This is a genomic window from Streptomyces sp. NPDC017979 (assembly GCF_044328175.1).
In the GTDB taxonomy this organism is placed as follows: domain Bacteria; phylum Actinomycetota; class Actinomycetes; order Streptomycetales; family Streptomycetaceae; genus Streptomyces.
In genome coordinates this window covers 105,902-124,289 of sequence record NZ_JBIRGU010000006.1, presented here as the reverse complement: position 1 = coordinate 124,289, position 18,388 = coordinate 105,902, and the positions used below count along the sequence as shown (strand labels likewise).

The 18,388-nt window shown below is 72.5% G+C and carries 14 protein-coding genes; 2 read left to right on the top strand and 12 right to left on the bottom strand.

The features are described 5' to 3' along the window. Positions 1-44: 44 nt before the first annotated feature. From ACH4E8_RS18550 to ACH4E8_RS18535, 4 genes are all read right to left on the bottom strand, one after another. Positions 45-1,811 carry an ATP-binding cassette domain-containing protein gene (locus ACH4E8_RS18550; protein WP_398449416.1) on the bottom strand — a complete coding sequence of 589 codons (1,767 nt, stop codon included), beginning with the start codon at positions 1,809-1,811 and terminating at the stop codon, positions 45-47. 244 nt (positions 1,812-2,055) lie between these two features. Beyond that, positions 2,056-2,829: an NUDIX domain-containing protein gene (locus ACH4E8_RS18545; RefSeq protein WP_398449415.1), complete on the bottom strand. Its 774-nt coding sequence runs from the start codon at positions 2,827-2,829 to the stop codon at positions 2,056-2,058. Positions 2,830-2,939: 110 nt separating this feature from the next. Beyond that, on the bottom strand, positions 2,940-4,475 hold the full coding sequence (locus tag ACH4E8_RS18540; RefSeq protein ID WP_398449413.1) for a DUF4192 family protein: 1,536 nt from the start codon (positions 4,473-4,475) through the stop codon (positions 2,940-2,942). A gap of 175 nt (positions 4,476-4,650) precedes the next feature. Continuing rightward, a complete protein-coding gene (locus ACH4E8_RS18535) occupies positions 4,651-6,810 on the bottom strand; it encodes a DEAD/DEAH box helicase (RefSeq protein WP_398449411.1) in 2,160 nt (719 codons plus the stop codon). A gap of 408 nt (positions 6,811-7,218) precedes the next feature. Here ACH4E8_RS18535 and ACH4E8_RS18530 point away from each other — a divergent pair, with 408 nt between their 5' ends. Continuing rightward, positions 7,219-7,839 (top strand): hypothetical protein, encoded by a 621-nt coding sequence (locus tag ACH4E8_RS18530; protein ID WP_398449409.1) that lies wholly within the window; start codon positions 7,219-7,221, stop codon positions 7,837-7,839. Positions 7,840-7,955: 116 nt separating this feature from the next. On the opposite strand, the gene ACH4E8_RS18525 is transcribed toward ACH4E8_RS18530, so the two are convergent. The 6 genes from ACH4E8_RS18525 to ACH4E8_RS18500 form a co-directional block, all read right to left on the bottom strand. Then, positions 7,956-8,567, bottom strand: a complete 612-nt coding sequence (locus ACH4E8_RS18525; protein ID WP_398449407.1) for a hypothetical protein — start codon at positions 8,565-8,567, stop codon at positions 7,956-7,958. Between the two features lie 82 nt (positions 8,568-8,649). After that, the gene (locus ACH4E8_RS18520) at positions 8,650-9,351 is read right to left on the bottom strand and encodes a ribonuclease HII (protein ID WP_398449405.1); all 702 of its coding nucleotides are present in this window, start codon (positions 9,349-9,351) and stop codon (positions 8,650-8,652) included. A 294-nt stretch (positions 9,352-9,645) separates the two neighbouring features. Continuing rightward, positions 9,646-11,379: a DUF4173 domain-containing protein gene (locus ACH4E8_RS18515; RefSeq protein ID WP_398449403.1), complete on the bottom strand. Its 1,734-nt coding sequence runs from the start codon at positions 11,377-11,379 to the stop codon at positions 9,646-9,648. Between the two features lie 114 nt (positions 11,380-11,493). Continuing rightward, positions 11,494-12,402, bottom strand: coding sequence for an ADP-ribosylglycohydrolase family protein (locus ACH4E8_RS18510; protein ID WP_398449401.1), 909 nt, complete (start codon positions 12,400-12,402; stop codon positions 11,494-11,496). A 40-nt stretch (positions 12,403-12,442) separates the two neighbouring features. Continuing rightward, positions 12,443-13,102 carry a histidine phosphatase family protein gene (locus ACH4E8_RS18505; RefSeq protein WP_398449399.1) on the bottom strand — a complete coding sequence of 220 codons (660 nt, stop codon included), beginning with the start codon at positions 13,100-13,102 and terminating at the stop codon, positions 12,443-12,445. Positions 13,103-13,147: 45 nt separating this feature from the next. Then, the gene (locus tag ACH4E8_RS18500) at positions 13,148-13,759 is read right to left on the bottom strand and encodes a YdbC family protein (RefSeq protein WP_398449397.1); all 612 of its coding nucleotides are present in this window, start codon (positions 13,757-13,759) and stop codon (positions 13,148-13,150) included. Between the two features lie 74 nt (positions 13,760-13,833). Here ACH4E8_RS18500 and ACH4E8_RS18495 point away from each other — a divergent pair, with 74 nt between their 5' ends. Beyond that, on the top strand, positions 13,834-14,463 hold the full coding sequence (locus tag ACH4E8_RS18495) for a TerD family protein (protein WP_398449395.1): 630 nt from the start codon (positions 13,834-13,836) through the stop codon (positions 14,461-14,463). 173 nt (positions 14,464-14,636) lie between these two features. Here ACH4E8_RS18495 and ACH4E8_RS18490 read toward each other — a convergent pair whose 3' ends face one another. Both ACH4E8_RS18490 and nrdR read right to left on the bottom strand, forming a co-directional pair. Continuing rightward, positions 14,637-17,525, bottom strand: coding sequence for a vitamin B12-dependent ribonucleotide reductase (locus ACH4E8_RS18490; RefSeq protein WP_398449393.1), 2,889 nt, complete (start codon positions 17,523-17,525; stop codon positions 14,637-14,639). A gap of 170 nt (positions 17,526-17,695) precedes the next feature. After that, a complete protein-coding gene (gene nrdR / locus ACH4E8_RS18485; RefSeq protein WP_398449391.1) occupies positions 17,696-18,208 on the bottom strand; it encodes a transcriptional regulator NrdR in 513 nt (170 codons plus the stop codon). Positions 18,209-18,388 lie beyond the last annotated feature (180 nt).

The following is an 18,388-nucleotide window of genomic DNA, read 5'->3' as shown; positions in this document are numbered from 1 at the left end:
GGAACGGACCGGCCGGCGGGTGTTCCAACGGCCCGCTCCACCGGTCACCAGCGCACCCTGCGGCGCAACCCGGTGAAGGCGTACGCGCAGACCAGCGCCGCCACGGAGAGGGCCAGCGCCACGCCGACGGGGCGGGTCAGCAGCCGGGCGCCCGCCATCAGCCAGATGTCGGCCTGGTGGGGCAGTTGCCCCCAGGCGAGGTCCCGCAGCCGGTCGGGCAGCCCGGCGACGGAGCGCACCGAGGGGGTGCTCAGCGCCTTCTGCACGAGGGGGGCGACGGCGACCGGTACGGCGAGGACGGCCGCCACGCCAGCGGCGGTCGCCCGGAACGTGCCCGCGGCGAGGAGCCCGGCCCAGGCGCAGCCGACCGCGAGCCCGCCCCAGGCGGCGGCCAGCGCCGGCCAGTTCCCCGGCAGGGCGGTGGCGTCGGGACCGTAGAGGAGGCGCAGGGCCTGGAGGTCGGCGACGGCGACGAGCAGGGCGGTCAGCAGCGCGGCGACGGCGGTGACGGCGAGCTTGGCGAGCAGCAGGCCGACGCGGCGGGGCACGGTGCCGCGCGCGGCGGCGAGCGCGGGGTAGCGGTACTCGTCGCCGAAGGCGAGCGCACCGATCAGGCCCGCGGCGAGGGCGGCCGGCGGCAGCGGCAGGACGTCGGGCCAGGCTGCCACGGCGTCTTGCAGCGGTGTGTGCTGGGAGCGGGCGAGCATCAGGCTGAGGGCGACCGAGACGAGCAGCACGGCGCCGACCACCAGGGCGGCCGTGCGCACGCCGAGGAGGCGGTGCAGTTCGTAGCGCAGGGGGCGCGCGGGGGCGGTCATCGGGCGGGGCACGGGCAGGGCGGTGCTGATGCCGTCGACCCCGGGGCGCTTCTTGCGGACCGGGGCGGCGGGCGTCGGCTCGTCCTGCTGCGGCGAGGGCCGCTCGCCGTCCGGGGCACAGCCCGCGTCGCGGGTCTCTTCGGCGAGCCGGTGCACGAGGACGCCGTGGCGGTACGCCGCCTCGCCGACCTCGGCGCAGCTGCTGCCGTAGATCGAAAGCGCCCCGCCGGGCTCGGTCACCACCTCCACCGAGCGCCGGGCAGCACGGGCCTCGCGGTGGACGACGTCGGCGAGGCGGACGGCGTGCGGGGTGCGCACGGCGACGCGGGACCGCAGCCGGGTGCGACCGAACTCGACGGCGTCCTGGTCGGCGACGAGGCGCCCGGCGTCGATGGCGACGACGCGGTCGGCGAACCGGACGGCCTCCTTGGCGTCGGCGACGGTGCACAGGACCGTTCCGCCGCGCTCGGCGTGCCGGCGCAGCATCCCGTACAGCCAGCCCTGCTCCCGCGGGGAGAGCCCCTTGGCCGGCTCGTCGAGCAGCAGCGTCTGCGGGTCGCCGATGAGGGTGGCGGCGAGCCCGAGCCGTCGGTCCATGCCGAGCGGCAGCGCGCCGAGCCGTTCGTCCTTCGCTCCCGCGAGCCCGACGACCTCCAGCAGTTCGTCCGCGCGGGCCAGGGGCGCGCCGGCCGCCGCGCACAGCATCCGCAGCTGCCCACGGGCCGTCCGCGCGGGGTGCCCCGGGACGTCGCCGAGCAACGCGCCCACCTCGCGCGCCGGGTGGGCGAGCTGGTGGAGCCGGCTGCCGCTGAAGTACGTGACCCCCTGCCCGGGCTCCAGGTCCAGCATGAGGCGCAGCGCGGTCGTCTTGCCCGCCTCGGGGCCGCCGAGGAGGGCAGTGACCCCGCCGGAGTCGGCGCCGAAGGTGAGGTCGTCGACGGCGGGCGGGCGGTCCCCCCGAGGGGCGCTGGTCAATCCGATGGCCTGGAGCATCGTTACTCTCGCGGGAGCGCAGGGACGCCGCGCGCGGCGCGTGCGGCACCAGCACGATAACTCGACATTTCAGACATTCTGCGCAGCCTGCGCCCAACGCGCGTTCCCGTCGCCCCGCTCCCCCGCGCAGGAGCCGTCAGCCGTCAGGACCATGGACGCCGGGACCTCGGCCGTTCAGGACCGCGGACGCCGGGAGCATGGGCGCTCGGGAGCAGGGCGCCGAGGACCGTGGTCCTTCAGGTGCTCAGACGTCGGGGCGGAGCATCGGAGGGTTGAGCAAGGTGGCGCCGCCGGCCCGGAAGAGCTGTGCCGGACGGCCCCCCTGACGGGTGGTCGTACCGCCGGCGGGCACCAGGAACCCGGGCGTGCCCGTCACCTTCCGATGGAAGTTCCGGGGGTCGAGCGCCACGCCCCACACCGCCTCGTACACCCGCCGCAACTCGCCGACGGTGAACTCGGGCGGGCAGAAGGCAGTGGCCAGGGAGGAGTACTCAATCTTGGAACGGGCCCGCTCCACCCCGTCCGCCAGGATCCGCGCGTGGTCGAAGGCGAGGGAGACCGCGGCGCCGGACGACTCGTCCTCCCGGCCGAACCCACCGTCCTGACCCAGCAGATCCGCAACGGGTGCCCAGCGCGCACTGTTGGCGTCGCCACCGGCCCGGGGCGCGGGCAGATCGGGCGCCAGCACCAGGTGGGCCACGCTGACGACCCGCATCCGGGGGTCGCGCTTCGGATCGCCGTAGGTCGCGAGCTGTTCCAGATGGGCGCCCCCGTCCGGGGTCGAGGAAGCCGGGTCGTGGGCGCACAGCCCGGTCTCCTCGGTCAACTCGCGCGCCGCAGCGGCGGCCAGGTCCTCGTCCCCCCGCACGAACCCGCCGGGCAGCGCCCACCGCCCCTGGAACGGCGGCTCCCCACGGCGTACGACCAGCGTGCACAGCGCGTGCCGGCGCACGGTGAGCACGACCAGGTCGACGGTGACAGCAAAGGGAGGAAAGGCCGACGGGTCGTAGGGAGACATGACCGTGATCATAGTCGTCTGCCTGACGATAAACACTCCTTTCGCTAGTAGCTGCGGGCTCTTTCTTCCCCCTCGCCACCACGGCCCCGCTGCCCTCCGGGCGCCTCCTGTCAGTCCAGCTCAGCCGCTTCCTCCTTCCCCTGGGCTCGACGGGCGGCCCCGCTCCTTCCGCGGGGTCCGGCCATCGGCGACGTGCGCCCCCGGGGCCGCCCGGCAGACGGTCGGGCTGCCGGCGGTCGGGCGGCGGGACGGGGCGGCCGGCCACCGTCCACCGGAATCGCGGGCGCCGGGGCCGCCTCGGGGTGCGGCCCCGGCGCCCGGCCGTCGCGCAGGAAGCTGCGGACCAGCTCCGGATCCAGGTTCTGGTTGCACGCCTCGTGCAGCAGGCGGGCGAAGACGTAGTCGGGGTCCTTGCGCAGCGCCAGACCGAGGGCGATCCGCGCCGCCGGCTCGTCACCGGTCGACCAGGACACCAAGCCGGCGAGGGTGAGGGGCGCGGCGGCGTGCTCGCCGTAGGGGCGGACGCAGCGGCGCGCCAGGACCCGCCACAGCCTGAGGGCGGGCTCGGCGTCCGCACCCTCCATCCACGCCGCGGCCCGGTCCCTCGTCTCGCGGTCCTGGAGGCCGAAGATCATCGTGGCGGCTTCGGCGTGGGTGATCAGCCGGTCGTCAGCGACGTCCCGTCCGGGCAGGGGCGGCGCGTCAGCGCGGGCGAGACGGTCCATCAGCTCCCGGGCCAGCGCGATCGTCTCGTCGGCTACCTGCCGACGCTCGACGCCGCGGCCCAGGATGCGGCTCACGAGGTCGAAGCCCGCCAGGTCCAACGCCTGGCGCTGGACGTCGGCCTCGGGGGACGGCACGGGCTCGAACCTGGCTTCCAGCTCGCGCTGCGACCCCCGCACGTGCAGCCCGGCGCAGGCGGCCGCGGCGGCCATGACCGAGGTGCCGGCCGGGACCAGGGGCGTGCCGTCCGGCGGGCAACACCGCTCGTCGGGGCAGCAGTAGGACCAGAAGCGGCCGTCCGCGATGCACAGCGCCTCGTACACGGGCACGTCGAGTGCGCCGCAGGCGGTGCGCAGCAGTTGGGCCAAGGGCCGCAGCCGCTCCACGACCGACCGTCCCGCCGCGCCGTCGGCCGGGTCCTGGCACAGGAAGAGGACGATCCCGTCGGGGCGGGCGCTACGGCTCGTGCTCCCTTCGATCAGGCACTCGGCGAGCTGTCGGGACACCGAGTCCCACTCGCTGGGAGAGCGCGGAATGCCGACTTTCACGCGTCCGCCGAAACGGCCGCGGCTGCCGTGCAGCGCCACGAGGACGACGGAGTCCGTCGGGTGATAGCCCAGCAGGTACGGAAGGGCGTCGGCGAGTTCGGCCGGGCCGCGCAGGGTGATCTGCTCGTCGTCGATCGAACCGACGACGGCGTCCGTGGCACGCGCGGAAGCGGGGCCGACGGCGGGACTGCGGCTGTGACTGGGAGCAGGCCCGTGAGCGGGATTGAGAGCAGGGCCGGAGCCAGGGTCGGGAAGGGAGCCGGCGCCCGCGGGGGCGTCAGCGCGGGCGCCTGGATCAGTGCGGTGCGTCGGATGGGACGTGTGCGCGGTACGCGCGGTCGGTGTGCCGTCGAAGGCATCGTCGTGCTTGCTCATGGCACGACGGTCCCGCGAACACCCCCCGGTCCGCGACCCCTGTGGATAACGTTATCCACAGGCTCACGGCGTCGCTGGCACCTCGTCCGCGGCATCGGGTTACATGGAGGAAGTCGGCAGCGCGCATCCCGCCCCTGCGCTGCTGACGTTCCGACAGCCGCCTGCCCCGGGCGGCTCAGCCCGTCGCTGCGAGCACCAGCGGAAGGACTCGTTCACCACCCGCCCGACGGAGGAGGCGGGCCGCGACCGCGAGCGTCCACCCCGACTCCGTGTAGTCGTCCACGAGCAGGATCGGACCAGGTGCTCCGGTCAGCGCCGCCGCCAGGTCGTCGGGGACGGCGAACGCCGCGGACAGCCCCTTGAGGCGCTTCGCCGAGTTGCTGCGCCGCGCCGCGTGCGCGCCGTCGACGTCGGTGTACGCCAGGGTGCCCAGGAAGGGCAGGCGACCCACGTCCGCGACGCCCCGGGCGAGCGTGTCGACGAGGACGGGGCGGGTCAGGGAGGGCACTGCGACGACGCCCACCGGCCGTGCGGTGGCGTCGGGGACGTTCGGCGCCCAACCGCCGGGCGAGCGCGCCCAGTCGGCGAGGACGGCCACGGCGGCCCGCAGGACGTCGTCGGGGACGGGGCCGTCGGGGGCGTCCGCCGCCAGCAGGGGACGCAGCCGGTTGCCCCAGCCGATGTCGGAGAGCCGGCCCAGCGCACGCCCGGTGGCGCACTGCTCGCCGGCCGGGATGCGGCCCTTGAGGTCGACGCCGATGGAGGGCATGCCGGTCGGCCACATCCGGCGCGGCTCCACCTCCACGCCCGGGCGGTCCAGCTCCTTGGTGGCGCCCGTGAGGGCCTCGGTGGAGACGGTGGAGCCGATCCACACGCCGGCGCAGGAGTCGCACCGGCCGCACGGGCGCGCCCTCTCGTCGTCGAGTTGCCGGCGCAGGAACTCCATCCGGCACCCGGACGTGCTCACGTACTCGCGCATCGCCCGCTGCTCGGCCGCCCGTTGGCGGGCCACCCAGGCGTACCGCTCGGTGTCGTACGACCAGGGCTGCCCCGTGCTCTCCCAGCCGCCCTTCACCCGCCGTACGGCGCCCTCCACGTCGAGCACCTTGAGCATGGTCTCCAGCCGGTTCCGCCGCAGGTCGACCGCCGCCTCCAGGGCCGGTACGGACAGCGCGCGGCCCGCTTCCGCGAGGGCGGTCAGGGTCTGGCGGACCTGTGCCTCCGGCGGGAAGGCGCTGTCGGCGAAGTAGCGCCAGATCGCCTCGTCCTCCTTGCCCGGCAGCAGCAGCACGTCCGCGTGCGCCACCCCGCGGCCCGCGCGCCCCACCTGCTGGTAGTACGCGATCGGGGAGGACGGCGAACCGAGGTGCACCACGAACCCCAGGTCCGGCTTGTCGAAGCCCATCCCCAGCGCCGAAGTCGCCACCAGCGCCTTGACCCGGTTCTCCAGGAGGTCGGACTCGGCCTGCAAGCGGTCGGCGTTCTCCGTGCGACCCGTGTAGGAGGAGACCGGGAAGCCGCACTGCCGCAGGAAGGCGGTGGTCTCCTCGGCGGCGGCCACCGTCAGCGTGTAGATGATCCCGGAGCCCGACAGCTCGCCCAGGTGCTCGGCGAGCCAGGCCAGGCGGTGCGCCGCGTCCGGCAGCTCGACCACGCCCAGGCGCAGGCTCTCCCGCTCCAGCGGGCCGCGCAGCACCAGGGCCTCACCACCGCCGGTGCCCAGCTGCTCCGCCACGTCGGCGGTGACCCGCGCGTTGGCGGTCGCGGTGGTGGCCAGCACGGGCACCCCGGGCGCGAGCTCGGCGAGCAGCGCCCGCAGCCGGCGGTAGTCGGGGCGGAAGTCGTGCCCCCAGTCCGAGATGCAGTGCGCCTCGTCCACCACCAGCAGGCCCGTCGTGGCCGCCAGCCGCGGCAGCACGTTCTCCCGGAAGTCCACCGAGTTCAGCCGCTCCGGACTGACGAGGAGGACGTCGGTCTCGCCGCGCTCCACCTCGTCGTAGATCGTGTCCCACTCCTCCGGGTTGGCCGAGTTGATCGTGCGCGCCGCGATCCCGGCCCGCGCCGCCGACTCGACCTGGTTGCGCATCAGCGCCAGCAGCGGCGAGACGATCACGGTCGGGCCGGCGCCGCGCCGCCGCAACAGGGCGGTCGCGACGAAGTACACCGCCGACTTGCCCCAGCCGGTGCGCTGCACCACCAGGGCCCGCCGCCGCTCCCGCACCAGGGCCGCGACCGCCTGCCACTGGTCTTCGCGCAGCCGCGCCGCACCCCCCGGGTCGCCGACCAGCTCGGCGAGGATGGCGTCGGCTTCGGTGCGGAGCTCCAGATCGTCCATGCCCCCATGCAACCGGAGGGCGGGGCCGATCGGCCAATTCACTCAGCGTGACGGCCACGCCCGGTGCCCCGCGGCTGTTCTCCCCCGCGTTCGACCTGCGGACACGCCTCGTCCGACGTCGACTGCTGCCCGCCGCGACGGGCCGTTTCCGCTGGTCCATTGGTTCAAGAGCGGACGGTCTGGGCACGGTAGGGAACAGAGGGAAGGCTGAGGGTGGGGATATCACCGGCATACCCGGCCATTCCTACCAGCGCGTTCGAATTGCTCGTTGCCGCATCCGGACGAGCCAGGAAGAATTGGAAGCGCTCCCCGCACGGTCCCTTCGTGGTCCGATAGGGCCGTGCCGCGGTGCGTCCTCACTCCATCCCACCCTGCCCGCTCTGTGGGCGCGTATGCGAAGGGAGGAACGTGACCTTCGGATTCGCTTCGTCCGCAGCCACTTCGATGACCAACTCCGCCAACCGCCTCGCCAGGATGCTGGAACCCTCCGAGTGGGCGGCGGCCGGGATACCGCTGCTGCGCAATCCGCGCGAGGTGGTGAGCGGGCTGCACGCCCGCCACCGACCGACGCCGACGACGGCCGTGGTGGCCGTGCTCGATCCGGAGGAACGTCTCGCCGCCAGCGCGTCGTTCGCCCGCCGCTCCGCCCCCGTGGACGGCTGGGAGTTCCGGAACGCGCTGCTCGCCCACCTCCGCCGGGTGATCCCGCACGATCTGCGCCGACGCACGCCGGTGCGCACGGCCGTGCTGCTCTACTGCCGCGAGGGCGACGAGCGGTGGACCGAGGAGGACGGCGCCTGGATGTGGGGCCTGCGGGACGCCTGCACCCTGCACGGGCTGCGCTGCGGCGCGTACATCACCCTCACCCGCGGCGGCTGGCAGGTGTTCGGCGAAGGGCGGGGCGGGCGACGGCCCAGCTCCACCTCGACGCCGAGCGACCTCGCCAGTTCGCTGGCGGGCGAGCCGCTGGAGGTGCGCACCGCCAGCGGGGCGCCGGAAGCGCTGCGGCGCACTGCGGCCCGCCGCTGAAGGCACGCGATGCGCGCGCACGACTGGACGGGCCGGTACGGGGACCGTGTGGTCACGTTCCCCGTACCGGCCCGGACGGCTCCGGCTGTCGTACGACGTCGAAGGGGCCGTAGCCCTCAGACGCCCGCGCCGAGCGCGCTGTTGATCCGCTGGGAATCACCGCACACGATCAGCAGGGCGCCCGCCTTCTCCAGGGCGGCGGGCAGCACGCGGGCCGCGTGGTCGTCGCTCCCGCCGTTGACGGCCACGACGATCACGGCTCGGGTCGCGGCCCGGCCGAGCGCGTCGGCGGACGCGTAGAAGACGTCGTCCCCCGCGTCGTGCTGCGACCAGTAGCCGGCTTCGCCGAAGGACAGCTCGTGGGCCGCCCACGGGTGCTGCTCCCCGGTGGTCAGCACCAGGACGTCGCCGGGCGCCCGACCGGAGTCGAGCAACAGGTCGACCGCCTCGTCGGCCGCGTCCAGCGCACCGCCGTCGGGCGCCGGAATCAGCTGAATCTGCGGCTGGGAACGATTCTTCACCGGGGCAGCGGGTGACGCCTGCTGTCCGGCGTGGGCGCGCACGGGCGGCGCGGGACGGGCCGGGACGGGGCTCCCCGGGCGCGGGGACGCCGTGGAACGCGGACCGGGTACGGGACGAGGGGTCGGCGCGGTGCGGCCGGCGGCCGGAGTGGCGCGGGGACCCTGGGCACTCTCGTGAATCTGAGGCTCCTCGGGAGAGAGAGGCATGGGTGGATGTCTATCAAATGCCGGTTCGAACGGCGTCGGCGGGTGGGCACGCATGTGCGACTTCCTTGTCAGCGGTGCCAGTTCAGAAATCGAAGCCGAGCTGGCCCCCGCTCTCCCGTTCCGACGGTTCCGGCACGGCCCGGACCTTCTTCAGGTGCCGCCACTGCGGCAGCGCGTCCAGATAGGCCCAGGAGAGCCGGTGGTACGGCGTGGGCCCCCGCTCCGCGAGGGCGGCCTTGTGCACCGGTGAGGGATACCCGGCGTTGGCGGCGAACGCGAACTCGGCGAACTGTTCGGGCAGCTCCGCCATCATCGCGTCCCGGTGCACCTTGGCGATCACCGAAGCCGCGGCGACGGCCACGCACGACTGGTCGCCCTTGATGACCGTACGGACCCGCCAGGGCGCGCCCAGGTAGTCGTGCTTGCCGTCGAGGATGACGGCGTCCGGGCGCTGCGGCAGCGCCTCCAGCGCCCGGCACGCGGCCAGCCGCAGCGCGGCCGTCATGCCCAGGTCGTCGATCTCCTGCGGGGAGGCGTGGCCGAGCGCGTGCGCCGTGACCCACTGCTCCAACTCGACGGCGAGCGCTTCCCGACGCTTGGGGGTCAGGAGCTTGGAATCGGTGAGTCCGGCCGGCGGCCTGCGCAGTCCCGTGACGGCAGCGCACACGGTGACGGGGCCGGCCCAAGCGCCGCGCCCGACCTCGTCGACCCCGGCGACGAGCCTTGCGCCGGTGGTGGCCCGGATGGAGCGCTCGACTCTGTGGGTGGGTGGTTCGTACGGCATGGCGCCAGCAAGGTTACGCCGCGCGCCCCCACCGGAGACAACCGGATTCCGATCACGGTTCCGCACCGTCCGATTCCGGGCCGGCGCCGGACCGCCACCGGCCCGTCGTTCGAGCCCGGACTTCCGCCGCTCCGCTATTCGCTCCCGCACAGCACCAGCGTACGCCGAAGGGTTCGAAGGTCGCTGATGACCTTCCCTGAAGGCCGAGTTCGGCCCACCGCAACCAGAGGCGGACCTTCCAGGTGCGATCGCAACCGCGAAGGACGCAAGCCGCGACGGCTGAGCTCCCGGGGGCTACGGCACCGGCCGCTCCAGGCCCGGCAAGTCATCACGGCCGCCGAAGTCGTCGGTCCCGTAGGCGGGGTTCACCAGGCCCATGCAGTTCGCCGGCGGCTGAACGGGGCGTTCCGCCAGGATCTTCCGTGCCCGGGACTCGCCCCAACTCGTGGCGTACCACGGCTTCCCCGCGTCCTCCTCCAGGTCCTCGGCGATGCCCTTCAGCGCGCAGGAGCGCAGGGGCTCGGCGAGCCGGTCGAGGGCGGGCACCGCGTCCGCCGACAGCCCCTGGAGGTACTCCACGTCGAGCTTCCCGGTCCGCTGGTGGCGGTCCGCGTTCCGTTCGGCGACGAGGGCGTCGGGGGACGCCAGCCCGAAGGCGAGGACGCCGACCGCGGCGCTCGCCGCGACCGTGCGCGGCAGCCAGGCCGCACCGTAGACGCCCGCCGCCGTGATCAGGACGAGCACCAGCCCGAGCCACAGCTCCATCGCCGCCACGGTCAGCCGTAGCTGCGTCAGCCCGTACGCATCGACGTAGAGGTCCATCCGACGCAGCGCGGACGCCACCACGACCAGGGTGAGCAGGCAGAGCGCGCCGAGGACGGAGCGCACGAGGAGGCGGTCGCGGTCGTCGGCGCGCGGGGCCCAGCGCAGGGCGAGCGCGATGACGCCCAGGGTGAGCAGGGTGGCCAGCACCAGTTGCCAAAAGCCTTGGCGGGCGTACTCGGCGTAGGTGAGTCCGGTTTCGGCCAGCACCTTGTCGTAGCCGCCGAAGAGCACCGTCAACTGGACGGCGTTGAAGGCGGCGAAGAGGAGGTCGAGGACGATCAGCGGGAGCGCCCACTCCCAGCGGCCCCGGGGGCGGCCCCGCCGTACCGCCAACCGGTCCCAGTGCGTGGGTGCGGCAGCGACGTGCGCCGCAGCGAGCGCGCCGGCGACGCCGAGGAGGAAGAGCAGGAAGCGCCAGGGCCCTTCCTCGACGGGGACCTCGGGGACCAGAGCGCCCAAGAGGTCGGCGAAGGCGGCGTCGGCGGCGGAGAAGAGCGCGCCGAACACGAGAAGGAGGAGCGCGGCGACGCCCAGGGAGCGCGCCGCGGGCCCCCAGCGGCCCTGCGAGGCCGTCATCCGCTGCCGCAGCCCTTCGATGCCCCAGGTCGGGCCGGTGACGATGGAGCCCAGCAGCCCCACGGCTCCCAGGAACACCCCGTGCCACGTCCGCCCGCCGTGCAGGGCGAGCGATCCGGCCATCAGAGCGGCGACGACGGCCAAGAAGGCCGGCCAGCCTGCGTCCCGGAGCGCCGGTACGAGCAGCAGCGCGAGCCCGCACACCGCCCACGCGCACGTCCAGGGGCGGAAGCGGCGGCCGGCCCGGCGGGCTGCGGCGTACGCGGCGAGGGTGCCGACGGCGGCGACGAGCAGGAGGTTCGTACCCAGCCCCGGGCCCAACAACAGGGCGCTGAGCACTCCGGTCCCGAGCGCGGCCCCGAGGGTGACGCCGGTGACGGTGGCGGGTCGTGGCCGCGCTCCGTCCTTCGACGCCGGCGGGGTGTGCTCGGTGGCGGCGCGGGTCCGCGGCACCGAAGCGGTCCCCGGGGGCCTTCCGCCGTCAGACTCGGGCGCGGACGGCTGCGGCACGGCAGGTGTATCGGGCACTGGGTCCCCTCCCCCGACGGATCGCGCGGGCAGGAGTGGCTGCGCGACGGCGATCCGGAGCGTTGTGTGTACCCGCCCCGTGATCACCCCGGTGATCATCGGGCTCTGGGCCCCGACACGCTAGCCACGGGCCGGGGCATCACGGCCGACGGCGACGCGGCTGGTTCACGACCGTGACAGTTTCCGAACATTCGCGCGCCCGGCGGAGGGCAGCTAGCGCGGTGCCGCGGGTAGCCAGGAGGGCAGTTCCTCCGTGCGCTCCAGCCAGTGCGCGCCGGGGCGGCCCGCCTGACCCGCGGCCACCACTCCGCACACGATGGCGCAGGTCGTGTCCACGTCCCCGCCCACCTGCGCCGTCGTCCAGAACGCCCGCTCGAAGTCGTCGAGGGAGCGCGCGGCCGACCAGAGCGCGAAGGGCACGGTGTCGTGGGCGCTCGTCCGACGTCCGCGGCCGAGCACCGCGGCGACCGTGCCGGCGTCGCCGTAGTCGAGCATGTCGCGCGCCCGGCGCAGACCGGCCCCCACCGCGCTGCGGGGCACGAGGGCGATCACTCCGTCCAGCAGTTCCTCGGGGCCCGGCGGCCCCGAGGGCGCGGCGGCGAGCGCCGCGGCCGCCGCCACCGCCATCGCCCCCGTGACGGCCTCGCGGTGCTGGTGGGTGGTGTACGAGGAGATCTCGGCCTGGTGCGTGGCCTGCTCCGGGTCGTCCGCGTACCAGGCGCCGAGCGGGGCGATGCGCATGGCGGAACCGTTGCCCCAGGACCCCTGGCCGTTGAAGAGGGCGGCGGCGAGTTCTCGCCAGTCCCCGCCCTCCCTGATGAGTCGGAGCATACGGTTGACGGCGGGGCCGTAGCCGCGGTCGAAGTCGTGGTGCTCGGCGAAGGAGCGCGCCAGCGCATCCTGGTCGACCCGGCCGTGCTGCGACAGTACGGCCAGGACCGAGCAGGCCATCTCGGTGTCGTCGGTCCACTGCCAGGTGCCCGTCGGCAGGGCGCGCTGCTTGAGGAGGGGATAGTGGGACGGCACGAAGAACTGGGAGCCCAGGGCGTCTCCCACGGACAGTCCGCGCAAGCTGGCCAGCGCCCGCTGGAATCGCTGGTCGGGGGTGGAGTCAGCGGTCATCGTCCTGCCACTCTATCCGGTGACGCCGTACGGCATCCGGCTATCCGGTGACGCCGTACGGCTCGGGCGTCCGCCAGCGCGCGAAGGGCCGGTCGAGGGTGTAGCGCCCGTCGTCACCGAGCTCCAGTATCCGCGTCTCGCCGTTGCCCGGGTTGGACAGCGACTCGAACTCGGCCACGGTCCAGTGGAACCACCGCATGCAAAAGAGCCGCATGGTGAGCCCGTGGGTGACCAGGAGGACGTTCGGCGGATGGTCCGGCGACTCGAAGCTGCGGTGCAGGCTCTCCAGGAAGGCGCCGACGCGGTCGTACACGTCCGCCCCCGACTCGCCTTGGGCGAAGCGGTAGAAGAAGTGTCCGTAGGCGTCGCGGTACGCCTTCTGGAGCCGTACGTCGTCACGGTCCTGCCAGTTCCCCCAGTCCTGCTCCCGCAGCCTGGGCTCCTCGCGCACGCGCGCCTGCCCGGGGGCGAAGGAGAAGGCGCGGTAGGTCTCGTGGGTGCGTCGATAGGGCGATACGTAGACGCTCACGCGCTCCTGCCCGAACAGGTCCCGCAGGCGGCCGCCGGTCTCCTCGGCCTGGGCGAGCCCGCGACGGGTGAGTCTGAGCGCGTGGTCGGGCTCCCGCTCGTACACGGTGTCGTCGACGTTCCCCTCCGACTCGCCGTGCCGGACGAGGACGATGCGTCGTGGTCGTGCCATGACTCGACAGTAGGCCCTGGACGCGTTTCGGCCACGGCGAAGGGGTCAGTCCGAGACCGTCCAGGACGGTTCGAGGTGGACGACGTCGCCGGCGAGGGCTGCGACGTCGTCCTCGGTCTGGGCGCGCAGCAGCAGCCGCTCCACCCGCTCCGTGCGGTACTTCCCGCGCTCGGCTTCGGACTGCCACATCGACATGACGAGGAACTCGTTCCCCGGCGCCTCGCCGAACAGGCCGCGCACCATGCCGGGGGATCCGGCCATCGCCGGGTTCCACACCTTCTCCTGCATCTGGGCGTAGTGCTCGACTCGCTCCGCACGGACCTTGCAGTGCGCGACCCGGACCACGTCCACGCCGGTGAACAGCGGCTCGAAGCCGGTCTTCACGTCGAACCGGTGGTCGAAGAGCTTGACTTGCGCGTCCCGGAACGTTCCTGTCTGGCCGGACGCCAGTCGGTCGTGCGAGCGGGCCATGAACGAGTCGTAGAAGGACCGGCTCTCCCAGAAGGCGAAGACGTGCGCGACGTGCGGAAGCGCTCTGCTCCACCCGCCGCCCTGCCCCCGGAATCCCGGCTCACCCAGCAGCCCCGCCCATTTCCGCTGCCCCCGTTCGAACCCATGTCGGTCGGTCACGGTGCAGCGAATCCACTTGACCAGCACCGCGCCATCGTACGGCGCGGGGCTGCGACCCGGATCCCCCTCGTTCAGTCCACCGCCGACGGCCGGTCGTACCGATGCGGAGCACTGGCGTACACTCGCCGACTCCTCGCCTCGCACCGCCGGAGAAGATACGGTCAACGTACGGAGAAACACGGTTGGTTACGGGGAAGGGATCAGTGGTGAGCAGCCTGAACAAGGGCGTCCGCACGGTCGAGGTGGCCCTGCGTTGGGATCCGAGTCCCATGGGGGAGCCGCCCCATGACCTCGACATCGTCGCCGCGACGTACCGGAGCGACGCCCCCTCCGGCGATCCGGCCTACGTCGTCCACTTCGACTCCCGCTCGCCCGACGGCACCATCACACTGACCCGGGACAGCCGCACCGGCCAGGGCTTCGGCTCCGACGAGGTCATGAAGCTGGAGCTGGAACGCCTGGCGCCGGTGTACGGGCGGGTGGTGGTCGGAGTCGTCATTCAACAGCGCGATCGCGAGCGCGCGTTCGCCGACGTGGCGAACACCAAGGTGACCGTCTCCGAGGGCCACACCGAGCTCAGCAGCGAGGACTTCACCGGAGTCCCGGCGGCCAGGTCCGCGGTGATAGCCGAGTTCGTGCGGACGGAGTCGGGCGGCTGGACGTACGGCGAGGTGCTGCGCGGCTTCGACGCCGATCCGCAGGAGTTCATCGGCCGGATGGGCGGCGCCTGACCCGCTGCCGCCACCGCGAGCAGGCGGAGCACGCCGGGCAGATGCGACGCTCAGGTCGTGCCGGGCCGGTGCGGCACGCACCAGGCGAGCGCAGCGCACGAAGGGGACCGACCGTCCTCGGTCGATCCCCTTCGTCAGCGGCTGGTCGGCCCCCTCAGGGGCGGCCGGTCAGGTCAGCTGCATCCGCTGGTCGAGCCGCAGCCCTCGCAGATGTAGCAGGAGCCGGCGCGCTGCATCTTCGTTCCGCAGGAGAAGCAGAGCGGGGCGTCCGCGCTGATGCCGAGCTGCATCTCGACCAGTTCGGCCGAGGTGTGGGCCTGCTTCGGCGCGGGGACGGCCGCCTGCGGAGCGGCGATCTCGGGGGTCTCCTGGCGGCGCGGGGCGGACTGGGCCAGCCCCTCGACGTCCATCTCGGCCTCGTCCATCGCCGGCTCGTAGGAGCCGGTCTCCAGGTGGCGCTGGCGCTCCTCGGCGGAGTGGATGCCGAGCGCCGAGCGGGTCTCGAAGGGCAGGAAGTCCAGCGCCAGGCGGCGGAAGATGTAGTCGACGATCGACTGCGCCATCCGCACGTCCGGGTCGTCCGTCATGCCGGCCGGCTCGAAGCGCATGTTGGTGAACTTGGAGACGTACGTCTCCAGTGGCACGCCGTACTGGAGGCCGACGGAGACGGCGATGGAGAAGGCGTCCATCATGCCCGCGAGGGTGGAGCCCTGCTTGGACATCTTCAGGAAGACCTCGCCGAGGCCGTCGTCCGGGTAGGAGTTCGCGGTCATGTAGCCCTCGGCGCCGCCGACCGTGAAGGAGGTGGTGATCCCCGGGCGACCCTTGGGCAGGCGCTTGCGGACCGGTCGGTACTCGACGACCTTCTCCACGGCGGCCCGGATGGTCTCCTCGGACTTCTCGGTGATCTCCGCCGTCTCCTTCTCCTTGGTCTTGGCGGAGAGGGGCTGGCCGACCTTGCAGTTGTCGCGGTAGATGGCGAGCGCCTTGACGCCCATCTTCCACGCCTCGAAGTAGATCTCCTCGACCTCTTCGACGGTCGCCGACTCCGGCATGTTGACCGTCTTGGAGAGCGCGCCGGAGATCCACGGCTGGATCGCGGCCATCATCCGGACGTGGCCCATCGCGGAGATGGAGCGCTCGCCCATGGCGCAGTCGAAGACCTCGTAGTGCTCGGTCTTCAGGCCGGGCGCGTCGATCACGTTGCCGTGGTCGGCGATGTGGGCGACGATCGCCTCGATCTGCTCCTGCTGGTAACCCAGCCGACGCAGCGCCTGCGGCACGGTGCCGTTGACGATCTGCATCGAGCCGCCGCCGACCAGCTTCTTGAACTTGACCAGGGCGAGGTCGGGCTCCAGGCCGGTGGTGTCGCAGGACATCGCCAGACCGATGGTGCCGGTGGGGGCGATCACGGACGCCTGGGCATTGCGGAAACCGTTCTTCGCACCGAGGCGCAGCACGTCCTGCCACGCCTCCGTGGCCGCGGCCCAGATCGGCGTGTCCAGGTCGTCCATGCGGGGGGCGGTGGCGTTGGCGTCCGAGTGCTGCCGCATGACGCGGTTGTGCGGCTCGGCGTTGCGGGCGTAGCCGTCGTACGGGCCGACGACCGCGGCCAGCTCGGCCGAGCGGCGGTAGGAGGTGCCGGTCATCAGCGAGGTGATCGCCCCGGCGAGGGCGCGGCCGCCGTCGCTGTCGTAGGCGTGGCCGGTGGCCATCAGCAGGGCGCCGAGGTTGGCGTAGCCGATGCCCAGCTGGCGGAAGGCGCGGGTGTTCTCGCCGATCTTCTGGGTCGGGAAGTCCGCGAAGCAGATGGAGATGTCCATCGCGGTGATGACCAGCTCGACGACCTTGGAGAAGCGCTCGACGTCGAAGGACTGGTGGCCCTCGCCGTCGTCCTTGAGGAACTTCATCAGGTTCAGCGAGGCGAGGTTGCAGGACGTGTTGTCCAGGTGCATGTACTCGCTGCACGGGTTCGAGCCGTTGATCCGGCCGGACTCGGGGCAGGTGTGCCAGTGGTTGATGGTGTCGTCGTACTGGATGCCCGGGTCGGCACACGCCCACGCGGCCTCGGCCATCTTGCGGAAGAGCGACTTGGCGTCGACCTCCTCGATGACGTCGCCGGTCATCCGGGCGCGCAGCCCGAACTTGCCGCCGGCCTCCACGGCCTTCATGAACTCGTCGTTCACCCGGACCGAGTTGTTGGCGTTCTGGTACTGGACGGACGTGATGTCGTCGCCGCCCAGGTCCATGTCGAAGCCCGCGTCGCGCAGGGCGCGGATCTTCTCCTCTTCCTTGACCTTGGTCTCGATGAAGCCCTCGATGTCGGGGTGGTCGACGTCGAGGATGACCATCTTGGCCGCGCGCCGGGTGGCGCCGCCGGACTTGATCGTTCCGGCGGAGGCGTCGGCGCCCCGCATGAAGGAGACGGGACCGGAGGCGTTGCCGCCGGAGGAGAGCAGTTCCTTGGAGGAACGGATCCGGGAGAGGTTCAGGCCGGCGCCCGAGCCGCCCTTGAAGATCATGCCCTCTTCCTTGTACCAGTCGAGGATCGACTCCATGGAGTCGTCGACGGAGAGGATGAAGCAGGCGGAGACCTGCTGGGGCTGGGGCGTGCCGACGTTGAACCACACCGGCGAGTTGAAGCTGAAGATCTGGTGGAGGAGGGCGTACGCCAACTCGTGCTCGAAGATCTCGGCGTCGGCGGGCGAGGCGAAGTACTTGTACTCCTCGCCGGCCTTCCGGTACGTCTTCACGATCCGGTCGATGAGCTGCTTGAGACCGGTCTCGCGCTGGGGCGTGCCGACGGCCCCGCGGAAGTACTTGCTGGTGACGATGTTGACCGCGTTCACCGACCAGAAGTCGGGGAACTCGACGCCACGCTGCTCGAAGTTGACCGAGCCGTCGCGCCAGTTGGTCATGACGACGTCACGGCGCTCCCAGACCACCTCGTCGTACGGATGCACGCCGGGGGTGGTGTGGACGCGCTCGATGCGCAGGCCCTTGGTCGCCTTGGCTCCCTTGGTTCGGGACCCCCGCGCCGGACCGCTCGTCGTCTCTGTCATGCCGCCTCCCATATACGGGCAAAAACGCCCCGAAGTGCCCAGATCTTCCCGTGGCACTGTCTTGTGTGTGATGGCCGCGCGCGCCCCACGCGCGCACGGCTGATGGTTGTTCGCCGCCCCGCGGCACACCGGTGTCCGGCGGGCCGGGCCGAGTCGTCCCGTCCGGTCGCTCAGTCGACGGCAGCGGCGGGCACGGGGACCTCGTGGGTCACGCCCGTCCCGCCTTCCGAGGTGGGCGGCCGTTGCACGCGGAGTTCCGCGATGGCCGCCTCGAAGTCTTCAAGTGAGTCGAACGCCCGGTAGACGGACGCGAACCGCAGGTACGCGACGAGGTCGAGTTCCTGCAGGGGGCCGAGTATGGCCAGCCCCACGTCGTGGGTGGTCAGCTCGGCACTTCCGGTGGCGCGCACCGCCTCCTCGACCCGCTGGCCGAGCTTGGCGAGCGCGTCCTCGGTGACCGGCCTGCCCTGGCACGCCTTGCGGACGCCGGAGATGACCTTGGTGCGACTGAAGGGCTCGGTGACGCCACTGCGCTTGATCACCATCAGCGACGCGGTCTCCACCGTCGTGAAGCGACGGGAGCAGTCGGGACACTGCCGACGACGCCGGATCGAGGTCCCGTCGTCGGTGGTGCGACTGTCGACGACTCGGCTGTCGGGGTGCCTGCAGAAGGGGCAGTGCATGTTCCCAACCCTCCCTCACGGCACGACTGAATAGCCCCGGCATGCCTGCCGAAGCCCTTCGAAGCTAGCCCAAGCATAGGCGATGGCCTTGGCTTTGAAGCACCGGGGACCACAACTTCTGGGCTGCGCTCCCCATCCAACCACTAGATCTGGGGTTTGCCCGCACTTTCGCCCCCTAGC